This is a genomic window from Streptomyces sp. NPDC093261 (assembly GCF_044753645.1).
Taxonomy (GTDB): Bacteria; Actinomycetota; Actinomycetes; order Streptomycetales; family Streptomycetaceae; genus Streptomyces.
In genome coordinates, this window is record NZ_JBIVNO010000001.1 from 1044112 (window position 1) to 1065246 (window position 21135).

Annotated in this window: 13 protein-coding genes, 1 tRNA gene and 2 pseudogenes; 5 read left to right on the forward strand and 11 right to left on the reverse strand. The window is 67.2% G+C overall.

Annotated elements, in window-relative coordinates; genetic code table 11:
- Window positions 1–34: 34 nt before the first annotated feature.
- The 4 genes from ACIP94_RS04715 to ACIP94_RS04730 form a co-directional block, all read right to left on the reverse strand.
- Window positions 35–724: a hypothetical protein gene (locus ACIP94_RS04715; protein WP_402419485.1), complete on the reverse strand. Its 690-nt coding sequence runs from the start codon at window positions 722–724 to the stop codon at window positions 35–37.
- Window positions 721–1131 carry an acyl-CoA thioesterase gene (locus ACIP94_RS04720; protein WP_402419488.1) on the reverse strand — a complete coding sequence of 137 codons (411 nt, stop codon included), beginning with the start codon at window positions 1129–1131 and terminating at the stop codon, window positions 721–723. The genes ACIP94_RS04715 and ACIP94_RS04720 overlap by 4 nt, the downstream gene beginning before the upstream one ends.
- Before the next feature lie 6 nt (window positions 1132–1137).
- Window positions 1138–2802 carry an energy-dependent translational throttle protein EttA gene (gene ettA / locus ACIP94_RS04725; protein WP_402419491.1) on the reverse strand — a complete coding sequence of 555 codons (1665 nt, stop codon included), beginning with the start codon at window positions 2800–2802 and terminating at the stop codon, window positions 1138–1140.
- Between the two features lie 246 nt (window positions 2803–3048).
- Entirely contained in the window at window positions 3049–3675 is a 627-nt protein-coding gene (locus ACIP94_RS04730) for a hypothetical protein (protein WP_402419492.1), read from the reverse strand.
- Between the two features lie 452 nt (window positions 3676–4127).
- On the opposite strand from ACIP94_RS04730, the gene ACIP94_RS04735 reads away from it, so the two are divergent.
- Window positions 4128–7781, forward strand: coding sequence for an NACHT domain-containing protein (locus ACIP94_RS04735; RefSeq protein ID WP_402419495.1), 3654 nt, complete (start codon window positions 4128–4130; stop codon window positions 7779–7781).
- A 252-nt stretch (window positions 7782–8033) separates the two neighbouring features.
- Here the strand turns inward: ACIP94_RS04735 and ACIP94_RS04740 are convergent, their stop codons facing one another.
- Complete coding sequence (locus ACIP94_RS04740) at window positions 8034–9236, reverse strand: IS110 family transposase (protein WP_402419498.1); 1203 nt, start codon at window positions 9234–9236, stop codon at window positions 8034–8036.
- Window positions 9237–9503: 267 nt separating this feature from the next.
- On the opposite strand from ACIP94_RS04740, the pseudogene ACIP94_RS04745 reads away from it, so the two are divergent.
- Window positions 9504–9920, forward strand: a pseudogene (locus ACIP94_RS04745) (PP2C family protein-serine/threonine phosphatase); the annotation flags it as partial.
- A gap of 343 nt (window positions 9921–10263) precedes the next feature.
- On the opposite strand, the gene ACIP94_RS04750 reads toward ACIP94_RS04745, so the two are convergent.
- Entirely contained in the window at window positions 10264–11307 is a 1044-nt protein-coding gene (locus ACIP94_RS04750; RefSeq protein WP_402419501.1) for an SDR family NAD(P)-dependent oxidoreductase, read from the reverse strand.
- On the opposite strand from ACIP94_RS04750, the pseudogene ACIP94_RS04755 reads away from it, so the two are divergent.
- Window positions 11227–11424, forward strand: a pseudogene (locus ACIP94_RS04755) (transposase); the annotation flags it as partial. The gene ACIP94_RS04750 and the pseudogene ACIP94_RS04755 sit on opposite strands and share 81 nt — an antisense overlap.
- Before the next feature lie 88 nt (window positions 11425–11512).
- Here the strand turns inward: ACIP94_RS04755 and ACIP94_RS04760 are convergent.
- The 4 genes from ACIP94_RS04760 to ACIP94_RS04775 form a co-directional block, all read right to left on the reverse strand.
- A complete protein-coding gene (locus tag ACIP94_RS04760) occupies window positions 11513–12949 on the reverse strand; it encodes a Cys-Gln thioester bond-forming surface protein (protein ID WP_402419503.1) in 1437 nt (478 codons plus the stop codon).
- Window positions 12950–13190: 241 nt separating this feature from the next.
- On the reverse strand, window positions 13191–13679 hold the full coding sequence (locus ACIP94_RS04765; protein ID WP_402419507.1) for a single-stranded DNA-binding protein: 489 nt from the start codon (window positions 13677–13679) through the stop codon (window positions 13191–13193).
- Between the two features lie 256 nt (window positions 13680–13935).
- Window positions 13936–16116: a GTP-binding protein gene (locus ACIP94_RS04770; protein WP_402419510.1), complete on the reverse strand. Its 2181-nt coding sequence runs from the start codon at window positions 16114–16116 to the stop codon at window positions 13936–13938.
- Between the two features lie 5 nt (window positions 16117–16121).
- Window positions 16122–17729, reverse strand: a complete 1608-nt coding sequence (locus tag ACIP94_RS04775; protein ID WP_402419513.1) for a dynamin family protein — start codon at window positions 17727–17729, stop codon at window positions 16122–16124.
- Window positions 17730–18036: 307 nt separating this feature from the next.
- On the opposite strand from ACIP94_RS04775, the gene ACIP94_RS04780 reads away from it, so the two are divergent.
- Window positions 18037–18112: transfer RNA gene (locus ACIP94_RS04780), tRNA-Arg, on the forward strand.
- Between the two features lie 197 nt (window positions 18113–18309).
- Here ACIP94_RS04780 and ACIP94_RS04785 read toward each other — a convergent pair.
- Entirely contained in the window at window positions 18310–19446 is a 1137-nt protein-coding gene (locus ACIP94_RS04785; RefSeq protein WP_402419516.1) for a hypothetical protein, read from the reverse strand.
- A gap of 825 nt (window positions 19447–20271) precedes the next feature.
- Here ACIP94_RS04785 and ACIP94_RS04790 point away from each other — a divergent pair.
- The gene (locus ACIP94_RS04790; protein WP_402419519.1) at window positions 20272–20991 is read left to right on the forward strand and encodes a hypothetical protein; all 720 of its coding nucleotides are present in this window, start codon (window positions 20272–20274) and stop codon (window positions 20989–20991) included.
- The last annotated feature ends 144 nt before the right edge of the window (window positions 20992–21135 follow it).

Consider the following 21135-nt stretch of genomic DNA (forward strand, 5'->3'; position numbering starts at 1 on the left):
GGGGGCGCGCCCCAGGCGCCCCCGTTGCGTCCCGTCAGCGGACGCTGAGGCCCAGGGCGCCCAGTCCGGCCCGGCGCACGGCGATCGACCCGTACGGTGTGCGCAGCCTGAGCCACGCGCCCGACGAGAACAGGACGGACGGCTCGTCGCCGCCCGGTGTCCGTGGCGAGGGCCGCAGAAAGCCGAGTGACTGCGCAGCGTGCACGGCGCGCACCGGGAGCCCCGTGTTTCCCACCGTGCGGGACCAGATCTCCCGGCCGACCCGGTCGAGCACGGCTCGTGTGCGCTGCTCGGGCGCCAACTCCTCCGTACGCGACCGGAATTCGGCCACCGAGGCGGCTACGGTCGCCCGCAGCGCGTCGGGCGCCGGCAGCCCGGACACCGGCTGCCAGCCGCCGCGCGGCGGCAGGACCCCCGCCCACGCCGGCCCGGTGACGGCGGCGGGCACGGTGACCGTGGCCGCCGACTCGTCTACGGACTCCAGGAGTTCCCCGGCCGGGACGGTCCTGTCGAGCCCGTCGTCCAGCCCGTCCTCGTACGGCTTGGCGAGCCGCACCGCACGGACCGCGAGCACCTCGAACGACGGCGGCCGCCCGAAGACGGCCAGCGTCGTCCCACTCGCCTGCAGACGCACGGCGGCGCCACGGTCGTAGTGGAGCAGCCTGCCCAGGAAGGCGGCGAGATCCGCCGCCTCCCCGTCGTCCACGAGGTGGAGGACCGTCATGCGGCGACGGCCTCCTCCTCGTCGTCCAGGTACTCCTGGAGGAACTCGCGTTCCTCCGCGGTGATCCGGCGCGGCCGCTGCCGTTCGAAGTCGAAGGGCACGACCACGGTGGAGGCCCGGACATAGATCTCGTCCGGGTCCTTCACCTCGTAGGCGATGGTGAAGGACGCGGCCTTGACCTCCGTGACCCACAGCTCGATGTCCACCGGCTCATGCCGGTGGACCAGCTGCCGCTTGTAGTCGATCTCGTGGCGCGCCACCACGGACCCCTGCTGGAACTGCTTGTCCGGGCGACGCAGGAAGTCGATACGGGCCTCCTCCAGATAGCGGAGGAACACCGCGTTGTTGACGTGGCCGTATGCGTCCATGTCCGCCCAGCGCAGCGGGCAGCGGTAGAGGTACCGCAAGATCGATCAGCCCCGGGTCAGCTTCTTGTAGGTGGCGCGGTGCGGACGGGCCGCGTCCGCACCGAGCCGCTCGATCTTGTTCTTCTCGTACGACTCGAAGTTGCCCTCGAACCAGAACCACCTGGACTCACCCTCGTAGGCGAGGATGTGCGTGGCCACGCGGTCCAGGAACCAGCGGTCGTGGGAGACGACGACGGCACAGCCGGGGAACTCCAGCAGCGCGTTCTCCAGCGAGGACAGCGTCTCGACGTCCAGGTCGTTGGTGGGCTCGTCGAGGAGCAGCAGGTTGCCGCCCTGCTTCAGGGTGAGCGCGAGGTTGAGGCGGTTGCGCTCACCGCCGGAGAGCACGCCGGCCGGCTTCTGCTGGTCCGGGCCCTTGAAGCCGAACGCGGAGACGTACGCCCGCGACGGCATCTCGACCTGTCCGACGTTGATGTAGTCGAGCCCGTCGGACACGACCTCCCACAGCGTCTTCTTCGGGTCGATGTTCTCGCGGCTCTGGTCGACGTACGAGATCTTGACGGTCTCGCCGACCTTGATCGAACCGGCGTCGGGCTCCTCCAGCCCCTGGATCATCTTGAAGAGCGTGGTCTTGCCCGCGCCGTTCGGACCGATGACACCGACGATGCCGTTGCGCGGCAGGGTGAAGCTGAGACCGTCGACGAGGACCTTCTCCCCGAAGGCCTTGTTGAGCTTGTCCACCTCGACCACGACACTGCCCAGACGCGGGCCCGGCGGGATCTGGATCTCCTCGAAGTCCAGCTTCCGCATCTTGTCGGCCTCGGCGGCCATCTCCTCGTAGCGGGCCAGACGCGCCTTGGACTTGGCCTGCCGCCCCTTGGCGTTGGAGCGGACCCACTCCAGCTCCTCCTTGAGGCGCTTCTGCCGCTTGGCGTCCTTCTGGCCCTCGACCTTGAGGCGGGTGGCCTTGGTCTCCAGGTACTTGGAGTAGTTGCCCTCGTAGCCGTGGAGACGGCCGCGGTCCACCTCGCAGATCCACCCGGCGACGTTGTCCAGGAAGTACCGGTCGTGGGTGACCGCCACGACGGTGCCCGGATACTTGGCCAGGTGCTGCTCCAGCCAGTTCACGGACTCGGCGTCGAGGTGGTTGGTGGGCTCGTCGAGCAGCAGCAGGTCGGGCTGCTCCAGCAGGAGCTTGCAGAGCGCGACGCGGCGCTTCTCACCACCGGAGAGGTTGGTGACGGGCCAGTCGCCGGGCGGGCAGCCCAGGGCGTCCATGGCCTGCTCCAGCTGGGAGTCCAGGTCCCACGCGTTGGCGTGGTCGAGGTCCTCCTGGAGCTTGCCCATCTCCTCCATCAGCTCGTCGGTGTACTCGACCGCCATCTGCTCGGCGATCTCGTTGAACCGGTCGAGCTTGCCCTTGATCTCGGCGACGCCCTCCTGGACGTTCTCCAGGACGGTCTTCTCCTCGTTCAGCGGGGGCTCCTGGAGCAGGATGCCGACGCTGTAGCCGGGCGTGAGGTAGGCGTCACCGTTGGACGGCTGCTCAAGACCCGCCATGATCTTGAGGACAGTCGACTTGCCGGCGCCGTTCGGGCCGACGACGCCGATCTTCGCACCCGGCAGGAAGCTCAGGGTGACGTCGTCGAGGATCACCTTGTCGCCGTGCGCTTTGCGCGCCTTGCGCATGGTGTAAATGAACTCAGCCAAGAGAAACCGTCCGGCAGCTTGAATCTGGCAGTGGGCAGATACACCCCATCTTGCCTGACGTCCACCCTGCGGGGGAAACCCGTCTGGCCGTACGCCGCTGACCTGGCGGTTCGCGGTCGTCAGCTGTGGCTCGACTGTCACTGTCGGTCGTCGTTGGGTGGCCTCGGGGGGCGTCGGACGGCCCAGGGACGGCCCAGGAATCAGCCGCCTTACGTCCGCCGCAAGCAGACGGCGACGGCCTCGCGATCACACAAGGGGCACGGGTGCAACGGGGAGCTGTTCGCTGTGGGGCCACGTAAAGGTGTGGTCGGGTTCGAGGTGGGCCTCTCCCCAGTGGATGACGTGGATGCCGCTCTCAACGTCGGCCGTGAAGAACACGCAGACGAGCTTCGTGGAGGCCCCGAGTTCCTCGAACGCCTCGTTCAGCTCGAGGTACTCCTCCGTCGTCAGGTCGTCGTCAAGCTCAAACAGCCCCTCTGGCGACTGCGGTCCGTGCGCCCGGAACAGGCGCTGCCGTGTAGGGGAAGCGTTGGAGGGCAGCCGGGCACGATCGAGCGCTCTGGGCCGGTCTGCGTACCTGTAGGGGAAGAGGGCGTGCTCGTTGATCACCGCGTACTCGTATCCGCGTACGTCACGCACGGACTCACCGAGCTCTCGCGCCATGTCGGCCAGGTTCTCGCGCACGGCCTCCGCGAGCGTGACGCCGTAAGGACTCCGCTTCTTCAGCCCAGCAGCGAGGTGCGTGGCACGAGCCTTCGCGTGCGCCTTGGCCAGCTGCACCGGAACGGCCACAGCAAGTTGGCCGGCCTGCTGTCCGAACCGCTGGACCGCCCAAGTTGACGGCACTGATGGATTGCCACCTGACACGGACATGCAGCGTCCCCCTCCGCCGATCACCCGCCTCTGAACTGTGTGACACGTACACGAAGGGTGCACAAGGGTGCGATCTGGCCAGGGTAGAGCGGCAGAGACCCCATTCCCTTCACACACTCGCGATTCACATCGGCACTTAGAGGAGACTTGGGACGGTTCACGCGCGCATGGCCCCTGACCTGGGGCTCCTTAGACGCTCGGGACGTTCGTAGATCTTCGACACGCAGTCAATAGACAGACATCACACACACGCTAACTGCTGTCACTCTCTCCGGCATTGGTCTCCACAGTCCTCGGCGACGCGGTCGATCCCTGAACGCTTCTGCCCCGTTGACACGGCGGCAGGTCTCCTAGCGTCAATCTCCTGATCGTCTTTCGGCGGTTTCTATGACACATCGAGAGGCACATCGGTAAGCTCTCGTCACGCAGAGTAGGAGACTGGGGGACAGTTCATGGCGGAGATCGTGACGTCGGCGCTGAGCCTGCTTGGGAAGGCGGCGGCCAATCCAGCTAAGGATGCAGCGCTTCGCCAACCATGGATCATTGCCACGTTGCAGAAGCTGCATTTGGATCCGAAGCAGCCACCGAAGGATTTTTATAGCCTCTATGCGTACACGCTAGTTGAATCCCTCTACGGCCGCCCAGCCCCCCTATTGAAGGTTTTCGAAGATCAATACGTGCAACAATCCTTTTACCGCTCATTCTCCGATAATGATTGGACGCGACTAAATAGAGAGCTGGCGGATGCTGTCGAAAGAAATCGAGAAACTAAAGAATTCGGACATCTTCCGCACAACATGGAGGAGGAGCTTCAAGCCTTCATCTGTAAATTTCAGGATCTAGTTAGCCGCAGCAGAATGGCTTACGAGGTGCGCTTGGAAAATAAGCTTGACGACATGTCTGAGATGCTCGAGCAAGTTGTAAAGGCACGATCCAACGAGGAAGAACGCCGACAGCAAGAAAATCCTGAGCGCGCCGAAGCAAGCCCAGCGGAGCGCCTCAAGGACGACGTGCGGACGTGGTTTCAAGCTGTGGGTTACCGCATTCGGCATGAATGGAGCGCAGATTTTCAGGCTGTCGCTATGCTGATTGAAGTACCCCAGCGACGTCCGGGAAGGTTCGACCTGGTTGTAGCTCTCTGCGTCGAAGGGGAATTGGCCCCCTATCACATGGATGCTCTGCACGGGCTAGTAGATGAAGCAGGCGCAGCCGAGGGGTGGGGAATTGCACAGTTGAGGGTAAGCAAAGCCGCTAAAAATCAGGCAGCGCAATCCGGAGACGTCCTATTTTGCTACTCGTTCGACGATCTTATTGATCTAGAAGCCGACTTTGAGCCATACATTGATTGGCTAGAACAGGAAGTGCGTGATCGTCACATCGACTCGCGCTTCGTTCCTCTGTCGTGCCGTAAGGAGGAAGTAGACCCTCGGACCGATAAAGCGTTTGAAACTAGCACATACGGTTGGCAAGATGGCGGTCTAGACAATTACGTCGACGCGTGGCTCGCAGACCCAGTGAAGAAGCATCTGTCCCTTCTTGGCGAATTCGGGATGGGTAAGTCATGGTTCGCGCTGCACCTTGCTGGGCGTTTGGCAGCAGGATGGAAAGACGCAAAAGAACGGGGAGTTGCGCGACCTCGTATCCCACTGGTCATTCCTTTGCGCGATTATGCCAAGCAGACGTCTGTATCGGCACTACTTTCTGAGTTCTTTTTCAACAAGCACCCCATCGGTATTCGCGATTATGAAGTATTCAGCGTTCTGAACCGCATGGGGCGCTTTCTTCTGATCTTCGACGGGTTTGACGAGATGGCCTCTCGAACTGACCGGAATACGATGGTCGCCAATTTTTGGGAATTGGCGAAAGTTGCAGAGCCCGGAGCCAAGGTCCTTCTTAGTAGCCGCACTGAATACTTCCCCGAAGCTAAAGAAGCGAGGGACCTGTTCGGCGCTCGCGTATCAACGTCGGTTGCTTCAGCACCTTCAGATGGTCCAACCTTCGAGATAGTTGAGTTGATGCCCTTTGACGATGAACAGATTCGGCAGATGCTTAGTCATCTTTTGACGCCCGAAAAGCTTGCAGTCGTCATGGATCACGAAGATGTGCGTGATCTTATGAGACGACCTGTCATGTCTGAACTAGTGATCGACGCATTGCCGGAAATCGAGCAAGGCGCTGCAATTAACCTGGCTCGGATCTATCTCTACGCCGTTAAGCGCAAGATGGATCGTGACGTCTCATCTCACCGCACCTTCACCTCCCGATCTGATAAGCTATTTTTTCTCTGTGAAGTTGCCTGGGAAATGATTCGAACCAACCAACTCACTCTGAATTATCGCGATTTTCCCGATAAGTTGCGCGCTTGCTTCGGGTCCGTAGTTGCAAACTCTAAGGACCTTGACTATTGGGAGCAAGACATGCGCAATCAGAGTATGCTAGTCAGGAACTCGAGGGGCGATTACGGCCCATCTCATAAATCCCTCCTCGAGTTCTTCGTAGCTTTCAGGTTTGCAGCCGAGTTGGGGCTTCTGCAGGGCGACTTCCTGCATCTGATTCCAGGCGCTGAGGCACCAAACGGCGGGCATTTCTCATGGTCGGACTATTTTTCCTCTCGTGGAGAGGACGGAACACTCCCTAGTCTTGCGGGATTTCACCCTGAAGTCGTTGAAAAACTTGCAGAAAACTTCGGCGCCGCAGAATATAATCCTGTCGTCTTCGAGTTCCTCGTAACTATGATCAAGGAGCGTGACTCATTCGAGAAGGTTCTGATTGAACATATTCGAGCAACTGCAGCACTTGACGATCCGCTTAATTTGGGTGGCAACTGCGCCAACTTGCTGGCACAGGCTGGGGGATCGCTCGTCGGCGCTTCTCTCGAAGGGGTGAATCTGAATGGATTCGGTCGTACTGGAGAGGCATTTTTCGACATCTCGCTGGAAGGAGCCAGCCTGGCAGGGGCCGACGTAAGTGGTGCCACCCTGGCCTACTTCAATAAGCGACAGGCTGACTTTAGGGGTGCACGGCTCTCGGGAAGTAGGTTTCTGGATAGCAGGGCAGTTGCTCGGCAACCTGTGATCCATTCAGATGGCGCGATTTCGGTAATTCGGACAACGTCGGATAGACCCGGCGCGCTTGCGCGAACGAATCAGGTAGCGCTTCATTGGGCCTCCGGAAACATTCTGGAAGAGCCTGCCGAAGTGCCGCTCGTGGGCGTGAGGCGCAATGATTGGTCACAAGCCGGCAGTGTTTTCCAATGGACTGAGGGAACATGGGGGCATGCCGACGCGAGAGGAACGGTAATCCGTCGCTCAGACACCGGAGACATCATTTCGCGTGTGGAGGGATCGGCCCGCTACTGTGTCGACTGGGGAGGGAGACGCGCTCTCATCCTCATGGACCGCGAGAAAGTTGGAATGGGCTGGAAAATCGTCGATCCAGCGTCGGGCGAGATCCTGGCAACCGTCAACGCTTCCGGGATCGATAGGGACGACGTACGCCTCCTGATGTACAGGACAAGTAATTCTGGTGTTGTCCTGTGGGCAGTAAATGACAACGACACGGTCATCTACGAGGGCACCTCCGCCACCCGAACGCTAGTGGAGGTAGCTCACCTGCCGGTAGGAATGCAAAACACACCTGATGAGCGAACCACCGCCCGGATCATGGCGAGTGAAGACAGAGTCTACCTCTGTGGACCTCAAGGTAACTGTCTGGACTACTCAAGGGATGAATTCCGAGAAGTATTCGATGATCTCGTTGAGTCCAGTCACACTGTCTTCTCCCCGGATGAGCGATGCATTGTGGTGGCTTCCGAATCGAGCGTTCAGCTATTGGAATACGGCTCGACAACTGGGTGGAAGGAAAAGTGGTCCCGCCCTATCAGCTCTGGCCTGAGCTGGACTCCAGTTCTGTCGTCGGACGGCACCCGAGCTGCAATGGGTTTCGAATCGGGTGAATTCTCAGTCTGGTCACTTAATGATGGGGCCCGGTTGACCGCTATCACGTTCAACACGTCTCTTCAAGGGGCACATTTCTCGGGAGAGGGCGATCTTGAGAATTCGCGTCGCGAGTCCATCCTCCTTTCAGGTGGCATCGTCGAGGGGTGACTTGGATCCACTGACGAGTGGTGACAAGGAGGTCGGCGGAGCGGCTTTGGGCTGGAGTTTCAATGACCGAGTCAAGGCCGTGGGGCGCGCCCTCCACCAGTGCGGGCGGCACCTCGTCTCGGAGATCGTCTGTGCCCCAGCCGACGAAAGTCAGCCACGACGGCGGGCATGCCGACTGATCAGGCGCGCGTGTGCCTTGCTGCACCCCCGCCGACCTGAGCCACGCTGCCGGCTTTGTGGCCTCGGACTGAGTCAAGCCGTCAGCGTGATGGGCGGGGTGGGAGTGAAGGCTCGGTTGTCGCGCAGGAGGGCCCACAGCACACTGGTGCGGCGTCGTGCGAGGGCGATGACGGCCTGGACGTGTTTGCAGCCCTCGCTACGTTTCTTGAGGTAGTACTCCCGGTTGGGGCCGTCGCCGATGATGCTGGTCTGCGCGGAGAGGTAGAAGACCCTGCGCAGGCGGCGACTGTAGCGCTTGGGGCGGTGCAGGTTGCCGGTGCGACGGCCGGAGTCGCGGGGGACAGGGACCAGTCCGGCGGCTGAGGCCAGGTGGCCGGCGTCGGCGTAGGCGGTCATGTCGCCCGCGGCGACGACGAACTCGGCTCCGAGGACGGGGCCCATGCCGGGCAGGGACTCGATGATTTCGGCCTGTGGGTGGGCGCGGAAGGCGTCACGGATCTGCCGGTCGATGCGCTTGAGCCGGTCGTCCAGGGCCAGGATCTGAGTAGCCAGGTCGGCGACGATCTGTGCAGCGGCGTCCTCGCCGGGCAGCGCGGTCTGCTGGGCGTGGGCCGCTTCCACGGCCGCGGCGGCCATGCTGTCCGCGTCGCGGACACCTCGATTCACCAGCCAGGCTGTCAGGCGGGCCAAGCCGCGTCGGCGGAGGGCGGCTGGGGTCTGGTAGCCGGTCAGCAGCACCAATGCGCCCTTGCGGGCCGAGTAGTCGAAGGCGCGCTCCAGGGCGGGGAACATGCCGGCGAGCACGTCGCGGAGCCGGTTGACCGTCCGCACCCGGTCGGTGACCAGGTCGGTGCGGTGAGCGGTCAGGAGCGCGAGGTCGGCGGCCATCTGTGCGGGTACGTCGAGCGTGGCGAAGTCCCGGCGGTGGCGGGCGGTTTCGGCGATGACGTAGGCGTCGCGGGCATCCGTCTTGGCCTCGCCCCTGTAGGCGCCGGCCATGCGGTTGACCGTCCGCCCGGGTACGTAGACGGCCTTTTGGCCGTGGGCTGCCAGCAGTGCCAGCAACAGTGCGGAGGACCTGCTGGAGATGTCCACCGCCCAGTGCACCTCATCGGCGATGTCCAGGATCTCGCCGAGCGCGGTCAGGATCGCCGACTCGTCATTCTGGATCTTCTTCGACCACAGGGTCGCGCCGGTCTCGTCGACCACTGCGGCCCAGTGATGGCCCTTGCCCGCGTCGATACCGACCCATATCCGGGCCCGCTGTTTGCTCACGCGTCCCTCCCGCAGCCGAGTTTCTTGCCGTCGGGCCCGTAGGACACCCCGTCGTCAGCTCCGTAAACAGCGACGCGTTCCGCGTATTTCAATCAGCGACCAGGGCGCCCCGAAGGACCGGACGGCCACTCCAGGCAAGCCACGGTCGGCAAGCTGCTTTGAAGCCACATCCGGCCCTCCCGGGCCACCGAACAACTTACGGAGCTGCTTTGGCGCGAGTGATCATGGCCCCATAAGCTTCCGGCGCGTCGGGCAGTCTGTGGACCTGCCCGGACCATCGACGGCGCCGAGAACTCCACCGTGGCGACGACATTCATCGACTGGGGCACCCGCACCATCACCTACAGCAGCGCCGGCCACCCCCCACCCGCACTGCTACACAGGGACGGAACCGTCGAGTTCCTGGACCAGGCCACCGATCCCCCACTGGGCGGCCGCCCTCGACACATGCCCCGGATCCAGGCTGCCGCGGCCTTCCACGAGGACGCCGTCCTCGCGCTCTACACCGACGGCCTGATCGAACGCCGCCGCGAAGACATCGACACCGGCCTCGCCCGGCTCGCCGACTCCCTGGCCCACCACCAGGCAAACGACCCCGAAACCCTCGCCGACGCCGTGCTCACCGACCTACTCCCGTCCGGCGACGCCACCGACGACACCGCCCTGGTCATCGTGCGCCTATGAAACCAGCCCGTCACTTCCACACGCTCGGTCAGACCTCGCCGACGGCTGAGCACGACTGGGCGACTGCCCTGCTCATCACACCCATTGGAAGCCACACCTCGCGTGAGGCCCAGCACCGGCAACGTTCAAGAACTACAGCTGCCGTGTCAGACAAGGGGCGTTGGAGGGCAAGCGTACCCGGCGCGGGCGCGGGCGCGGGCGCGGGCAAGAGGCCGGCCTGGAGCATCGCCTGGATGCGATCGGCGTACTGAGGGAAGTTCTGTTCGTACCAGGTCACCAGCGGGCGTGAGCGAGGTCGCATCGGTTGGCGCCTTGGCGGGCGCGACCACGTGCGGCACTCGTGTCAGGTGACGCGCACTCCGCCGTCGACGAACAGGTCCTGGGCGTTGACGCCGGTGTTGTGGAGGAGGAAGTCGGTGGCGTCGGCGACCTCCGCCATCGTCACGAGGCGCCCGATGGGGGTACGGGATACTTGGGGGTTCTCGGGTACGTCGCGCCACCTCGGATGGTCGCCCACCATGCCCGGGTGAATGGCGTTGACGCGATGGGGCGCAATCTGCACTGCGAGGGTCTTCACCAGTCCGGTGATACCTGCGTTGATGGTGGTCACCATGGTGGAGCCGGGGTAGGGGCGTTCTTTGGCCAGGCCGCCGAAGAGTACGACCGAGGCGCCGGGGGTGAACCGGTCATGCAGGACTCGCACGGTCTCCGTGTACCCCACCAGTTTGGTGGTCACGGCGTGGATGGCCTTGGCGATGTCGAAGTCGGCGAGAGTGGTGAAATCCTCCGTGATGGCGGTGATCACCAGGTTGTCGACTTCCCGAACGTCGCTGAGCGCTCCCTCGATGGTCTCCGGCCGCGACAGGTCAACGGCCAGGCCCCGTACTGTCCTGGCGATTTCGACGGCCACGGTCTTGGCGCGCTCCGAGGTGCGGCTGGTGATGATGACGGTGTCGCCGCGGCCGGCGAATCGCTGCGCCAGAACGCGTCCAAGGCCGCCGCTTCCTCCGACGATGATCGACGTGGTCACGATCCGTGGCCCCTTCCGGTGAACATACGGCCGATAAGGGATCCTATGCGGGCGGATACGGCTGATACGGGCGGCGACAAACCGGTCCACTCGGTCGGCCCAGGACCTGTCCCGGCCGGACGGTCCGCCTGTTCCACGGAAAGGCTGCACGATCGGCAGACGATCGTTGCTGCCATCGGCGGTCGTCTGCGTTCGCCGACGTCCGGTGCGGTTGCCGTCGGCTTTGCCGTCCGCCGCGTGTCCCCAACCGCCGAACGTCGTCGGGCTTGTCGATGTGACCCCGGTCAGGCCGAACTCCCGCCCTGGAAAGAGAAACGCAACGCCTTGCACCGCAAGGTCAGGGCCGGCGTCGAGCACGCCTTCGCCCGGATAAAGACCTGGAAGATCCTCCGCGACTGCCGCTTGAAAGGCGACGGCGACCACCACGCCCTGCTCGGCGTCGCCCGCCTGCACAACCTCGCCCTCACCGGCTGAACCAAGAGCAGGCAGATCAGTGAGCACGACCGTGATCGATTACGGGACAGCGCTTCGGCTGGACATGCGGCCGAGGGCCCGGAACCGGTCAGTCCTGGGTGGGGGTCTTCTTGCGGATCAGGACCAGGGCCGCGCCGCCTATGACGACCAGGGCTATGGCCGTGCCCGCGATGAAGGGGGTCGCGCTGGTGGAGCCCGTCTCGGCGAGGTTGGTGTCCGTGGTCGCCGTACCGCCCACCGTCGCGGGACTGGGCCCACTGAGCGTCTGCGTCCGCAGGCCGCCCGTGCTGCTCTCGGTCTTGCAGTCGAGGACGCCCTTGAACCACTTCCGGTAACCGCCCGGGCCCTTGATCGTGAAGTCGTAGGGCTGGTCCTCCTGCAACGGGATCGAGACCGTCTGGGTCTGTCCCGCCGGGATGGTGTGCTCCGCTCCCCACAGCTCGAACGTGAACGCCTTGCCGCCCTTGTTGACCGCGGTGATGTCCACGCCGCCCTTGGCGCAGTTCTTCTCGGCCGACAGCGCGGGTATCGCCCCCTTGGCCGCCCAGGTCGCCGTGGCCGTCGCCGAGACGGTCGACTCGCTGGAGCCGGCGAGTATCTGGGTCTGGCTGCGGGTCTCGGAGGCGAAGGCCCGGCCGACCGGCACGGTGGTCGACGCCTGCACGGTCAGCTCGGCCGAACCGTCCTGCGCCTTCTTCGGCACCTGGAAGTAGATCCGGCTGCCGTCGGTCGCGTAGGTGATCGCCTTGCCGTTCTTGTCGACGATCTTCACTCCGCCGGCCGCGGCGTCCGACGGCGGGGTCACCGTCACGCTGTCCGCGTTCGTGTGCACCGTCACCGGGCCGAGCCGCTCACCGGGGTGGCCCGGGACGGCGGGCGGGTCCAGGGTCAGGGAGGCGGCGGGCTCCGGAAGGTTCCGCGCGTGCTTCTCCAGATAGTCCGCGAGCTTCTCCGCCTGCGGGTCGACCGCGTCCACGTCGGCCCCGTCCGAGTAGCGCCAGATCGCCACCTGGGTGCCCGCCGCGGCGTCCTGCTCGGTGAGCCCCTTGGCCCCGGCCTCGGCCGCCAGCGCGGCCAGGTCATTGACCTGCGGGTAGGAGTTGCCCAGGATCCAGCGGATCCTGCCGGCGTTCCTGTTGCCGTTCAGGGACGTGCCGCTCCAGGACGTCTCGTGGTACCTGGCCTCCTTCTGCGCCGGGTTGTGGATGTCGATGCAGTAGGTCTGCAGGGTTCCGCCGTTGTCGACGGACATCTCGAACAGTCCCGCGGCCACCTGCTCGTCCTTGCCGCCGTCATGGACGACGGCGGACCCGTATGTCTTCAGGGCGCCGAGGGTCGCGGTCGCGCCTCCTTCGCTCTGCGGCGCCCCGTCGGCGGCCGCCACCCCCGCGGTGGCCAGCAGGCCGCCCGAGACGAGTCCGGACACCAGCGTCGCGGCGGCGAGGCGGGCGGCCCCTCGCCTGCGCGCGGACGCAGAGAGCGAAGAAAACACAGCATTCCCCTTCGAGCGGGACCCATATGACATGGGGGGTGCGGTCCCACCAGCAGAATCGGAAGCCCCTGGAGCTATGCCCGGCATCCTAAGGAGGCGGCGCACCCCTCTCCCCAGTCATGGCGTCCGATAACCGATCCGACTCGGAATCGTTATCGCTCACACGGCTGGTGAGCTGCGTGTATCGACAAATCCACAGGGATTGTTGGGACACTCGGCTACCAATCCGGTGATCGGCGGCAGTCCACCCAGTTGGGACGAAGGTGAGTTGACGTCACGTCACTCCTACTGGTTCGGCGAGGAGTTGGGAGGCGGGCCCGGAATGATCCGTGTCCTCGGGTCGACTCTGCGGCTGTGTCTCCCAGTTGGGCTCAGGCTGCGCCGTCGGCCCGGTCTGTGCCTCGGGCTTGGCGGACCGCCGGAAGGCCGATGTGCCGCGCGACAAGTCGTGGCCGATGGCCGCCGCGTCGAGGTCCGCCGACAGCCAGCCCTGCCCGTCCCGCTGCTCGGTGCGCACCTTGAGCCGCCCCTGCACGACAAGGGGATCACCCACCGCCACGGACGCGGCGACGTTCGTGGCCAGTGAGCGCCGGGCCCACACCGTGAAGAAGTTCGTGTGCCCGTCCGTCCAGACGTTCTTCTCGCGGTCCAGATACCGTGCCGTCACGGCCAGTCGGAAGCGGGCCGTGGGCCCCGTCGGCGACTCCCGGTAGATCGGCTGCGTGGCCACGTTGCCGACCACGCACACCATCGTCTCGTTCATGCGTCAACCCCTCCCTCGCCCCCGGCTCGTTACGCCGGGACCGAACGCGTACGGGTGCCTCCCGCACGGCTGCGTCTGACGCGGCGGTCACGCCCTGTGGCATGCCGCCGCCGGTGCGGTGACCGCTTCCGCCGCGATCGCCGCGAGATCAGACTGCCTCCGCCGGGCCGAGTCCGCTGCGCGCTGTGGACCGCCCCCAGGTTGTGGACAAGACCGCCACTCGAAGGAGCGCCTCCGCCTTGTGCGTCCGGAAGACTCAGCCCAGTCGCGCCACCGCGCCGCCCCCCACGACCTTCGCGTACTGCTCCCGCACCTCCCGGTACCGCAGCAGCTCCGCCGCCAGGGGATCCAGCACCTGGGCCCGTCCGCACCCGGCCGCCGCCTCCCTCAGCCGCCGTTCCGCCTCGAGTCCGTATCTGCGGGCCGGTCCGCGCGCCGCCATCCTGCACCCCCCCTCGATGACGGGACCTCCCACGAAGCCTGCCGCCATCAGCAGCGCAGGGATCCCGAAGTGGGGCGACATCAGCCCCACGACCTGCCCCAGCAGCCACAGCACCGAGAGCAGTTGGAGGAGCGTCATCACCGCCTGGGCCATCACGGCGGCCGGCCACCAGCCGGGCCGGGGCGGGCGTCCGGACGGCTCCGCGCCGCTCCCGGCGAGCTGGTCCAGCGCCTCGGGCAGCCCATGCGCGCCCCGCACCGCGGCCTCGCGGACCGACTGGGCCCAGGGGGCGGGCAGCCCGTCCGCGGCCCGGTCGGCCACCGTCCGTACCGCCTGCTCGACACTCTGCCGCGCGGTCGCCTCCTGGTCCGTCACCGTGGGCAGCGAGGGCCCACCCCTGGCGGGCTGCCGCCGTTCCCGGGACCACCGCCACAGCCGCAGCCAGGGCGTGCCGCAGGCGCGATTGGCGTTGCGCAGCCATGCCCGCTCGGCGGCCTCGCCCGCGGCGGTCGCGCCCACCGCGTCCGCGAGCCGCCCGGCGAACTCCTCGCGTGCCTCCTCGCTGAGCCCGCTGCTCCGGCCGGTCGCGTAGACGGTCCGCAGCCGGGCCGCGGCCCTGTCCACGTCCGCGGAGACACGGCGCGCTGCCGCCCCCCGCTCGCCGACGAACTGCCCCAGCATCTCCCGCAGCTCCCCCACGCCCTCCCCGGTGAGCGCGGAGACCGCGAGCACGCTCGCACCCGGCTCGCCGTACTCGCCCAGCGCGATCCCGTCCCCGTCGAGCAGCCGTCGTAGATCGTCGAGGACCTGCTCGGCGGCCTCTCCCGGCAGCCGGTCGATCTGGTTGAGAACGACGAACATGACCTCGGCGTGGCCCGCGAGGGGCCGCAGATAGCGCTCGTGGAGGACCGCGTCGGCGTACTTCTCGGGATCCACCACCCAGATGACCGCGTCGACGAGCGCCAGGACGCGGTCGACCTGCTCCCGGTGCTCCACGGCCGCGGAGTCGTGGTCGGGCAGGTCGACCAGGACGAGTCCGCGCATCTGTGAGTCGCCGTCGGGGCTCTGCGGGGGACGTCGGCGCAGCCGCCCGGGGACACCGAGCCGGTCGACGAGGGCGGACGCGCCGTCGCTCCAGCTGCACACGACCGGCGCGGCCGTGGTGGGCCGGCGCACCCCGGTCTCCGACAGGTTCACCCCGGCGAGTGCGTTGAAGAGCGTCGACTTGCCGCTTCCGGTGGCGCCCGCGATGGCGACCACGGTGTGCTCCCCGGAGAGCCTGCGCCGCGCGGCCGCCTCGTCGAGGACGCGGCCCGCCTCGGCGAGCGTGTCACTGTCCAGCCGGGTCCGTGACAGAGCCACCAGCTCGCGCAGCGCGTCCAGTCGCGACCGCAGGGCACCGTCGTACGCGAGCGGCGCGGGCTGCCGTTCGTTCGTACCGCGCGGCTCCACGACCGTGACGGCCTGCGGCAGAGACGGCTCCGCCCCGGGGGCGCGCCTGGCGATCAGCCCGTCGTCCCAGGCGGCCCCGGGTTCGGAGCGCGCCGCGGGGTCCTCACGCCGCACGCGCGCGTGGCGGGCGTCGTCCTCCACGCGCGCGTGCGGGACCTTCTCCTGGGGGCTGGCAGCCGGGGGCCCGCCCGGGGCCTCCGGGCCCGCGCCCTCGTCCCCGTCTCCGTGCGCGTCCGTGCGCCCCTCGCTGCTCCGGCCGGCCCGCCCGGATTCGGGCTCCCTGCGCGGCTGCTCCCCGACGACGGCGCCGGCCCCCTCCGCAAGCCGGTCCGACGACGGGCACGACGGCCGATCCGACAACCGGCCCGACAACCGGCCTGACGGCCGATCCGACGGCCGATCCGACGGCCGGTCCTCGGCCCCCGAGAGCGGCCCCTCAGACCGCTCACCACCCTCCGGCCGTTCAACACGCTCGGGACGCTCAGGGCCCCCCGGCTCCTCCGGGTGCTCGGCGTGATCCGTGCGGTCGGTGACAGCAGCCACCCCGGTCACCTCTCCTTCTGCAGTACGGACAGCGCGGCGATGAGTTCGGCCTGGGGGTCGACCTGGACGTCGAGGGCCTCGAGAGGGGCGATACGGCGCTCGCGTTCCGCGCGCAGCGCCCGGTCCAGGTACTCGGAGAGCAGCCGTGCGGCGCGGTCGCGCAGCCGGAGGGCCGCCTGGGCCCCGATCCGCTCGGCGAGCGCCTCCCCCGCCCCCTTGGCCCGGTGACCGCCGAGCAACTCCGTGGCGACGAGCGCGGCCACCTCCTCGGCGTCCGCGGCAACGCCCCGGTCGAAGTCGCGCACCGATTCCTCGGCGTACTCCTCGAGCACGCGCCGCCAGCGCCGTACGGTCATTCCGATGCGGTGCTCGGCGCTCTCCAGGGTCGGGTCACGACGGATCAGCCCGGGGGCGTCCGCGGCCGGCTCGCTGCGCCAGGCCTCGTCGACGCGTTCGTCGGCGGCCGTGACGGCGCACAGCAGAAGGGCGCCGAGGCTCTCCACGAGGGCGTCCAGCAGTTCTCCCGGGGTGCAGTCCCGGGGGTAGCCGCGCCACCGCATCAGTGCGTCGCCGGCGAGGACGGCCCCGGCCTCCAGCCTGCTCCGCAGGCGCGTGTGCTCGCTGTCGTACGCGGTGTCGACCGCGGTCGTCAGCCGTAGCGCGGCGGCGTACTGGGCGGCTGCCGCCCCGGCCAGCGCGGGCATACGGGAGCGGAGCGAGTCGAGAACGCCGTACGCGGTGCGCGCCATGGACGTCTCGCGGGCGGCCGGATCCTGCACCTGGTACGTGAGCCAGGCCAGCAGCGGTGCGACGGCCGTGGCGGGCAGGAGCCCCCCGCCCCAGGCGGACTCGGGCAGCTCGGGCACGGTGAAGCGGGGAATGTCACCGAGCCCGGCCTTGGTGAGCAGGGCCCCGTACTGCCGTGACACCTCGGCCACGACCTGGTGGGGCACCCGGTCCAGCACGGTGACGAGGGTCGCCCGGTGCTCCTTGGCCGTCCGCAGCAGGTGCCAGGGCACGGCGTCGGCGTACCGGGCGGCGGTGGTGACCAGGATCCAGATGTCGGCGGCGCAGATCAGCTCGGCGGCGAGGACGCGGTTCTCGGCGACCAGGGAGTCGATGTCGGGCGCGTCGAGGAGGGCGAGTCCACGCGGCAGGGTGCCGGTGGTCTCGATGCGCAGCACGCGCTCCTCGCGCCCGACGAGGGGGTGGAGATCGTCGCCGCTCTCCTGGTGGGGCACCCACACGCGCGTGAGGTCGGGCAGGACGCGCATCCCGCTGAACCAGTGATGGTCCTCCGGATGGCAGACGAGGACGGGCGTACGGGTTGTGGGCCGCAGTACGCCCGCCTCGCTGACCCTGCGGCCCACGAGGGAGTTGACGAGGGTTGACTTACCCGCGCCGGTCGATCCGCCGACGACGGCCAGAAGCGGTGCTTCGGGCTCTCTCAGCCGGGGCACCACATAGTCGTCGAGTTGCGCGAGAAGCTCGTCGCGGTTGGCACGCGCCCGCGGGGCCCCTGCCAGGGGCAGTGGGAAGCGTGCGGCGGCGACACGGTCGCGCAGGGCGGAGAGTGCGTCGAGCAGCTGAGGCCGTACGTCCAAGGTCACCACATGCGAAGAATGCCCAATTTTGGAGGCTTTCTGAAGCATATGGGCATGTCTGCGCGCCGATAGGACAGATGGGACGGAAGGGGCGACTGGGGCGCAGGCATAACGAGTGCACAACACCCGGGGCGCGGACCGTCAAAAGCGATGCGTGATTCGCACCTGCCTGCGATTATCGGACCGCTTCACTGAACCTCCACATCAAGCCACGGAGGGGAAGCATCAGGGACAAGGGCCCGGGAGCCCTATCCTTGTCCCCGAGCAAGGTCACGGATCGGCCCACACCCGGGCACCACGACAGGCCACCACACCGGCCCCCGTAGCTCAGTGGATAGAGCAGGCGCCTTCTAAGCGCTTGGCCGCAGGTTCGAGTCCTGCCGGGGGCGCCACTGAGAGCCCTCCCTCCGGGAGGGCCTTCTTGCTGGTCAGAACCGGTGAAGCGCAATACGGCGAAGCCCCGGGCACCTCCTCGATGATCAAGGGGAGCCTCCGGGGCTGTTCGGCTGGAGGTATCAAGGTCCAGCGGTCACCTTCGTCACGGTGCGCGGGGGGTGTGGTTGGGTGCCCGCCGGTTTTGGGACGAGGGTCAGCCGACGCAGCCGGTGACGATGACGGGGCTGCCCGCGCAGTTGGTGGGGATGTTGCGCCGGATCTCCGACCGGTTCACCGTGAACGGGGTGTCGGTCCACACGCCGCCCGGTGCGACGGTCGAGGCGTTGTTGTTCACCTCACTGTGATCGAGCGTCACCGCACCGCCGGGGTTGTAGATGCCGCCGGCCTGTGACGTGCCGGAGCCGTTCGCGCTGTTGCGGTCGACCGAGCTGTCCCGCAGCACCAGAGTGCCGGCGGGATTGTTGTAGATGCCGCCGCCCTGGCCGTTGGAGCCTCCTGCGACGTTGCCTGAGACCTCGGTCTTGATGAGCGTCAGCGAGACCGCGTTCCAGATCCCGCCGCCCTGCGCGCCTGCGGTGGTGTTGTCGATGATCTTGCTGTTGATGAACTGGACGGGGCCGCTTTCTGTGTCGATGCCACCGCCGTCCAAGCTGCTGGTGTTGTCCTTCAGGATGGTATTGCGGAAGACCGCGTTACCCTCCTCGTGACCGATGGCCCCGCCATCCCCGGCGTTGTTGCGTGTGAATTCGACGCTGTCGGTGGTGACGGTGCCGTCCGATTGCAGGCCTCCACCCTCTGCCGCGTTGTTGAAGGTGAACTCGCTGCGGGTGATGTACGCCGTCGCGCCGCCCACGACAAAGACGCCGCCTCCCTCGATGTCGGCCTGGTTGTTGTCGAGGGTGACTTTGTCGAGCTTCAGATTGCCGCCGATGTCGACGAGGATGCCTCCCCCCGCATCGGGCGCGTTGCCGCCGCGGATCGTGACGTCGTCGAGCCGGAGGTCACCGGTGGAGGTGACGTCGAAGATGCGGAAGGCGCCGGCCGTCTGTCCGTCACGGACGATGGTGGAGTCCCGGCCGTCGATGGTGAGCTGCCTGTCGATGGGGGGTAGCCCGTCGGCGCCGGCGTAGGCGGTCGTCAGGTGGTAGGTGCAGTGGCGGGCGAGGACGAGGGTGGATCCCGCGGGCGCCGTGGCGAGCGCGTTGATCAAGGCCGTGGTGTCGCACGGCACCGAAATGCCGGGGGCTGCCGCGACGGCCGGTACCGCGCTCACACCGTTGACCACGATCGTGGCCAGGGCGGCGATGCCGGACAGGGTGGTGTATCGCATGGGCTTCTCCTTGACGTGCAGGGACCGCCGGAGCACAGGCGATCCCTCGCCCCCGTCGCGGACACTGGGAGCAAAGCCGCCTCCCGAGCCCCCTCCCGTGCGCCGCAGGGCCTCCTCACCCGGACACCGCAGCAGATTCGGTCAAGAGGCCGCATCATCATCCAGTCAGCCCGTAGGACGATGACACTTCCCGTCGCCACCAACGGAGGTCCTCCGCAGGCGGGAACGCAATCCGCGATCTGGTCGCAACTCCCCGCACGTCGTGGGGGATTGGGTGGCAGGTTTCGCGGCGGCGCTGGCTGCCGCCGGAGGTTACCTGGTGCTGCGGCGCCGCAGGACCTCCCGGGGCTGACGTCCGCTGGTCACGGCGGGCCCCCGTGCTCGTCCGACTGAGGAGTACGGGGGGGCGTCGTGTGTGGGGCGGGGGAAGGGGCCGGCCGGTGCGCACACGTATCCGGACGGTGGGCGCGGAATCCAGGCGTCCGGTGAATGCACGGTGAAGTGGGGCGTCCGGCCAGGACGTCACCGAAGAAGGCGCAGGTCAGACGAATCATCAGTGAAGAGCGCGCAGCTCCCTTCCAAGCGCTTGGCCGCAGGTTCGAGTCCTGCCGGGTGCGCCACTGAGAGCCCTCCACACGCCGAGGCAGTCGAAGTGACGGGCGAGCCCTCCCACACGCTGAGGCAATCGAAGTGACGGGCGAGCCCTCCCACACGCTGAGGCAGTCGAAATGAGAAGCGACGGCGTCAGGTCCGTTAAGAGTATGAGCAAGAAACGCACGGAGACGGACACGAGTTATGGGCGACCGACCCAGCGACGGCGTAGGCGTGGCGCGCCGACATGCCGGCACGGGCGGCCGCACGCCCGGCGCCGACGCTCCGGCCGACACGGCCGGACCGGAGCCGGCGCTCGGTCGCGCGTTGCACGCCAACGCCCTTGACTCCGCGGCCGAACAGCAGGCCATGGCCGCCTTCCGCGCCGCTCGCGTGGCAGACACGCACGAGCAGGCACAGACGCGGAACCAGGATGACTGGCGGCCTCGGCGCACAGCGGCCCGGCGCTCGGTGAGAACCGCCATCGCCGTGTTCGTGGGCGGTCTCACTCTGGGCGGTGTGGCGATCGCCGCGATCGGCTCGCCCGCATCCTCCGGGAGCACCCGGGGCGACGCCCTCGGACGACGGCATCCATCGTCCACCGCCCCGGAGATCCCGGCGGCGGCCCCGGGCGACACCGCCCCCTCTCAGCCTGCCGGCTTCGTTTCCCGGAGCCGCCCGCCGACGGCCAGGGACATACAGGCCCACTGCCGCGCGTACCCGTCGGTGAAGGGCCGGGGCAACGCACTGAACTCCACGGCCTGGCAGCGGTTCCTCACAGCCGCCGGGCGCGAGGACAATGTGGCGGCCAACTGCGCCGACCGGTTGTCGCGGACCGGGACGGGCAACGCGAGCAAGGCGATCGGAAAGCCGAGTACCGGGCCCGCCGCCGAGAAGAGGCCCGCCGACAGGAATCGCCATGAACCCGGCACTGCCCCGGGCCCGCTTCGATGACGGGTGCTCGCTCGACGCGGCCGGCGCGGCGCGCGCCCGTACGGCGGCGGGCCCGCTTCCTGTGGCCGGCCGGGGCTGGTCTCCCCCACCGTGCGCTGTCGGGAGACGGCGTCGGCGCTCGCTCTCGGCACGGCCGCCGGGCCT